The organism is Cobetia sp., assembly GCF_983723665.1.
In genome coordinates this window covers 6,418-12,018 of sequence record NZ_CFDJES010000023.1, presented here as the reverse complement: position 1 = coordinate 12,018, position 5,601 = coordinate 6,418, and the positions used below count along the sequence as shown (strand labels likewise).

5 protein-coding genes are annotated in these 5,601 nt (G+C 65.8%); 1 reads left to right on the top strand and 4 read right to left on the bottom strand.

Features of this window, described 5'->3' with window-relative positions; translation table 11 throughout:
• On the bottom strand, positions 1 to 734 hold a 734-nt coding region (locus AC4FAH_RS04100), incomplete at its 3' end, for an SDR family oxidoreductase (RefSeq protein ID WP_490245673.1).
• 466 nt (positions 735 to 1,200) lie between these two features.
• On the opposite strand from AC4FAH_RS04100, the gene AC4FAH_RS04095 reads away from it, so the two are divergent.
• Entirely contained in the window at positions 1,201 to 1,569 is a 369-nt protein-coding gene (locus AC4FAH_RS04095) for a hypothetical protein (protein WP_043331343.1), read from the top strand.
• 218 nt (positions 1,570 to 1,787) lie between these two features.
• Here the strand turns inward: AC4FAH_RS04095 and AC4FAH_RS04090 are convergent, their stop codons facing one another.
• The 3 genes from AC4FAH_RS04090 to AC4FAH_RS04080 all read right to left on the bottom strand — a co-directional run bounded on the left by AC4FAH_RS04090 (position 1,788) and on the right by AC4FAH_RS04080 (position 5,575).
• On the bottom strand, positions 1,788 to 2,123 hold the full coding sequence (locus AC4FAH_RS04090) for a zinc ribbon domain-containing protein YjdM (RefSeq protein WP_043331342.1): 336 nt from the start codon (positions 2,121 to 2,123) through the stop codon (positions 1,788 to 1,790).
• A 234-nt stretch (positions 2,124 to 2,357) separates the two neighbouring features.
• Positions 2,358 to 3,299 carry a hydroxymethylglutaryl-CoA lyase gene (locus tag AC4FAH_RS04085; protein ID WP_490245672.1) on the bottom strand — a complete coding sequence of 314 codons (942 nt, stop codon included), beginning with the start codon at positions 3,297 to 3,299 and terminating at the stop codon, positions 2,358 to 2,360.
• A 5-nt stretch (positions 3,300 to 3,304) separates the two neighbouring features.
• Positions 3,305 to 5,575 carry an acetyl/propionyl/methylcrotonyl-CoA carboxylase subunit alpha gene (locus AC4FAH_RS04080; protein WP_490245671.1) on the bottom strand — a complete coding sequence of 757 codons (2,271 nt, stop codon included), beginning with the start codon at positions 5,573 to 5,575 and terminating at the stop codon, positions 3,305 to 3,307.
• Positions 5,576 to 5,601 lie beyond the last annotated feature (26 nt).

The following is a 5,601-nucleotide window of genomic DNA, read 5'->3' as shown; positions in this document are numbered from 1 at the left end:
AAGGCCACCAGCGCGGCGATGTCATCGACATGGCCGACGCGCCCGACGGGATGCTGGGCGTGGTCTTCGTCACTCAGCGACTCGGTCTCGCCGCTTTTCTGCAGGGCGCTGACGTCGATCCAGCCCGGACTGACCGCATTGACACGAATCTCCGGCCCGAGGCTCATCGCCATGGCGTGGGTGAGGGCGACGATGCCGCCCTTGCTGGCGGCGTAGGCTTCGCTGTGCGGCTCGGACTGCAGCGCGCGGCTGGAGGCCAGATTGACGATGCTGCCGCCAGTCTCGCGCAGATGACGCGCCGCATGCTTGGCGGTCAGGAAGCTGCTGGTCAGGCTGGTGTCGAGTACCTGATGCCAGCGCTCGAGTGACAGCTCCTCAAGCTTGCCCTGGAAGGGGTCGGCGATCGCGGCATTGTTGATCACCGCGTCCAGCCGCCCGAAGGCCTCGCAGGTAGCCGCGATGCTGGCGGCCACGGATTTCTCGTCACGCACATCCAGCGTGAAGACGCGCAATCGCTCGCCGATGTCTTCTGCGGGCTGCTCCCCCGACGGCTCTGCAGGCTCCTCTGCGAGCCCGCTCGCCTGTCGCTTCTTCATCTCTCGATATTGCTGGCCTGCCTCGGCATCGATATCCGCCACGGCCACGCGCCAGCCGTGGGCGAGCAGGTAGTCGCTGATGCCGCGGCCGATGCCTTGAGCACCGCCGGTGATATAGGCCACCTTGGCTGTCTTCATGTCATTCTCCTGATGAGGTGCCGGCAGGGCGATATGACGAAGCGCTTCACACATGCTTCGTCGATGGCGCGGTGTGCCCCTGCGGGCAATGATATAGGTGCGGCTGGCGCGCGAGACAAGGGCGGTGCCCGCAGACACCGCGCGGCGACCATGCCTCAGCATGACAGGCCTCAGAGTCGTGATGGGGCTGGCGGGTGGCGCGGCGCCTCACGGCCTGCGTTGAGGGCTGATCCTGATGGCTGATTCTATTGGTCAGGGAGTTATCGCCTCGCGTGGCAGCTGTCAGACTGTGCATGAGTCCACGTCAGGCGTCAGGTGCGTCTGGGTGACCACGAGATATCGCCATTCGATGCGAGGGGCGAGGAACTCGACTGCCGGGCCGTTGCCCGAGTCCCCTCAAGCCGCAAGCGAGTGAATGAGCGAGCGGGTAGCCCCCGATGAAGTATCAGTCGCGCGAGGAATGAAGATGAACAAGGGGATGCAACACTGGCTGGCGATGGTGGCCGTGGCGGTGATGCTGATGGCCACAACGGGATGCGATGGCGTCAATGGCCCACGCCCTACCAGCGTGGCGACGCTGCTGGAACACTCCGAGGCCTGGCAGGGCGAGCAGGTGGCCGTGCAGGGCAGGGTGCGCAGCGAAGACGTGCCCAACCGCTACTGGCTGGAAGGCGAAGGACAGCAGCGCCTGGAACTGCTGCCACCGGAGCGCATCGGTGCCTATATCGGGCGCGAGGTCCAGGTGAGTGGCCGCTTTGAATTCGAGGTCGGCGGTCAGCGCCGCATACGCCTGTCCAAGGTCACGCCGCTCGACAAGACGTCGCCTGAGGAGTGAGTGAGCACTTGCTGGGGTGGTGGGCTGGAGCGGGCTTGAGAGGACTGGAGCGTATTGGCGCGGGCCAGGGCTAGCCAAAGCGGACTGAACAAGGCGCCTCGGCAAGCCGGAAATGGCGGGCTGGAAACGATAGTCCGAAAACGACAGTCCGCAAACGACGATGCCCCGTCGCGCACAGAGCGCAGGCGGGGCATCGTCGTGTCAGGCGAGCGGATCGATCAGGCTTTCTTGACGAAGATCGACTTGAGCTTCATCGGGCCGACGCCATCGATCTTGCAGTCGATGTCGTGATCGCCATCCACCAGGCGGATGTTCTTGACCTTGGTGCCGACCTTGACGACGGAGGAGGTGCCCTTGATCTTCAGGTCCTTGATGACGGTGACGGTATCGCCATCGACCAGCTCGTTGCCGTTGGCATCGCGGAATACCGGGCCGGCTTCCTCGACGGCGGCTTCCTTGGACCACTCATGGGCACATTCAGGGCAGACGTACTGCATGCCGTCGTCGTAGGTGAATTCGGAATTGCAGGCCGGGCAGTTCGGGAGGGCGCTCATCACGGTGTCCTGAAAGCTGTCTCGCGCTTCACCCGCTAAGAAGACGGGCGAAGATTCAGGCCGAGACATGGTGTTGGAAGGCGCGCATCGGGCTCAAGCGGTGCGCGAACGGCGGCAAGCCTACACCGATTCCATGACAGCGACCATCCAGTGCGGCCCTTGGTCGCAATCAGCGCGCGCCATTGCGGCCTCGCTTGGCAGCGTCTCAAACTACTGGTCTTGAGCCACCCACCCTCAACAACTCGCCATCAGCGCCTGACCGACGCGTGAGCCATTCGGTCGCCCAAGCGTGCGGCTGATCCAGTCACCGGTGCGGGCCAGCGCTGCCAGATCCACCCCCGTCTCGATGCCCATGCCCTCAAGCAGATAGAGCACGTCTTCACTGGCGACATTGCCCGAGGCGCCCTTGGCGTAGGGGCAGCCGCCCAGACCCGCCACCGAACTGTCGATCACCGCGATGCCTTCTTCCAGCACGGCGTAGAGGTTGGCGAGTGCCTGGCCGTAGGTGTCGTGGAAGTGGGCGGCGAGCTGCGTGATCGGCACCTCGCGACTGACCTGCTCCAGCATGTGCTTGGCCTTGAGCGGCGTGCCGACGCCGATGGTGTCGCCCAGCGAGACTTCGTAGCAGCCCATGGCCTTGAGCTCGCGAGCGACGGCGGCCACCTCGGCGGGGGCTATCTCGCCTTCATAGGGGCAGCCGAGCACGCAGGACACATAGCCGCGCACACGCACACCGGCCTTGAGGGCGTGTTCCACCACTGGCGCAAAGCGCTCAAGCGATTCGGCGATCGAGCAGTTGATGTTGCGCTGCGAGAAGGACTCGCTGGCCGAGCCGAACACGGCCACCTCGCGCACACCACACTCAAGCGCCGCCTCAAGCCCCTTCATGTTGGGCGTGAGGGCGGAGTAAGTGGTCGCTGACTTGGCGGTTGTTGACTTGGTAGTTGGTGACTCGGCGGAGCTGTCGCGCAGCGCCAGCATGATCTCGCGGTGATCGGCCATCTGCGGCACCCACCTGGGCGAGACGAAACTGGCGGCCTCGACATGCGCAAGACCGCTGTCGCTCAGACGCCGGATCAACTCTAGCTTGGTGGTAGTCGCGACGGGCACCGACTCGTTCTGCAGTCCGTCGCGTGCCCCCACCTCGACGATGCGTACCTTGCGGGGAAAGTGCATGCTGACTACTCCTTGTCCGACTCGACCTGCGCGGCCGTGAATTCGAGCAGCACATCGCCCTGGACCACGCTGTCACCGGCCGAGAAGTGGAACTGGGCGACCTCGCCATCGGCGGGGGCATTGAGGGTGTGCTCCATCTTCATCGCCTCCATCACCATCAGGGGTGTGCCCTGCGGGACATGGCTGCCCGGCGCGACCAGCTGCGCGACCACGGTGCCATTCATCGGCGCATTCAGGGTCGCCTGGGTCTCGTGGCGCGCGTGGTCCACGGCATCGGCGCGCCGCCACAGCAGGCGTGATTCCCCCTGTGGAGTGCTGCCGGACTGGCTGTGCTGCGCTGACGACAGCACCAGCACTTCACCGCCGCGGGCCGGCGCGTGACTGGCCTGGAAGCGACGACGATAGCCATCCAGCGTCACGGCGATGGCGTTGCCTTCAAGGCGAGTGAGTCGGCCGAGATGGCTTGTGGTCTGTCTTTCATCGCCGCAGTGAGTGGTCACTTCCAGTTGCCAGTCGCCGCGCGAGTCGCTCATCGATGGCGTATCTGAGGTGTGCGTATTCGCCAGGGAGGCATGTGTTACGGGGCGGCGCGCGATGATATGCGCCACCTTGTCGCTGCGCTCATCGGTATCGGCGTCAGCGGGCAGACACAGCGCCAGGCGCACCTGGTGTGGCAGGCCATTGCGCCAGCCATCGCGGCGCTCCCACGGGCTGGCGCAGAGTGCTTGGCTCCGATGTGATGTGGAGCGCGAAGGTGATGCGTGGCTGGCTTGCTCATTCAGGCGCGAGAGCGCCAGCAGGGCACTGGCCGCGAGACTGTCATGGTCCAGCGTCGCGCTGGGGAACAGGCTGTCGTGATGACGCTCGATGAAGCGGGTATCCAGCTCGGCGGCGCGGAAGTCAGCATGGCCAGCCAGGCGGGACAGGAAGGCGCGGTTGGTGGTGACGCCGCGCACTTCCAGCGCTGCCAGTGCGCGCAGCATTGTCTCGAGCGCCTGTTCGCGAGTCGGCCCGTAGCTGATCAGCTTGGCCAGCATCGGGTCGTAATGCATCGAGACTTCATCGCCCTCGGCGACGCCGCTGTCCAGGCGTACCTGCCGGGCGGTCAACCCGCCCCCTGCCAGATCCAGCCGGAAGCGTTCCAGCACACCGGTGGCGGGCAGGAAGTCGTTGTCCGGGTCTTCGGCGTAGAGGCGCGCCTCGAAGCTGTGGCCGGTCAACGTCAGCTCATCCTGCTGGCGCGGCAGGCGTTCGCCCCGCGCGATGCGCAGTTGCCATTCGACGAGGTCTTCGCCGGTGATCATCTCGGTGACCGGGTGCTCGACCTGCAGGCGGGTGTTCATCTCCATGAAGTAGAAGGCGCCGTGGCTTTCGCTGCCCGGCTGCGGTGCGTCGAGCAGAAACTCGATGGTGCCGGCACCGACATAGCCGATCTCGCGCGCTGCCCGCACGGCGGCCTCGCCCATCTCACGGCGCAGCGACGGCGTCAGCCCCGGCGCGGGGGCCTCTTCCAGCACCTTCTGGTGGCGACGCTGGACACTGCAATCGCGCTCGAACAGATAGACACCGCTGCCGTAGCTGTCGCAGAACACCTGGACTTCGACGTGGCGCGGCTGGGTCAGGTATTTCTCGATCAGCATGCGCTCGTCACCGAAGGCGGCGCGGGATTCACGGCGACAGCTGGCCAGCGCCGCCGCAAATTCCCGCGCGCTCTCGACCACGCGCATGCCCTTGCCGCCACCGCCGGCGCAGGCCTTGATCAGCACCGGATAGCCCATGCGGTCCGCTTCAGCCTGCAGCAAATCGTCCTGCTGGTCATCGCCATGGTAGCCGGGCACCAGCGGCACATTGGCCGCCTGCATGCGCATCTTGGCGGCCGACTTGTCGCCCATGTCGGCGATCGCGCTCTGGGGCGGGCCGACGAAGATGATGCCGGCCTCGGCCAGCGCGCTGACGAAGGCGGCGTTCTCGGACAGGAAGCCATAGCCGGGATGCACGGCATCGGCACCGCTTTTGCGTGCGGCAGCGATCACCTTTTTGATATCCAGATAGCTTTCGCGGGCGCTGGCGGGGCCGAGACGCACGGCCTCGTCGGCCTCGCGCACATGCAGGGCATCGGCGTCGGCATCGGAGTAGACCGCCACTGTCTGGATGCCCATCGCGCGAGCGGTGCGCATCACGCGTACGGCGATCTCGCCCCGGTTGGCGACCAGCAGCTTGCGGATCTCGCCGCAACCGGCGGGGAGGGTCTGGTCTGTCTCGCGGTTGGCGTTCATGGCAAGCGTCCTGTGGCGAAGGTGGC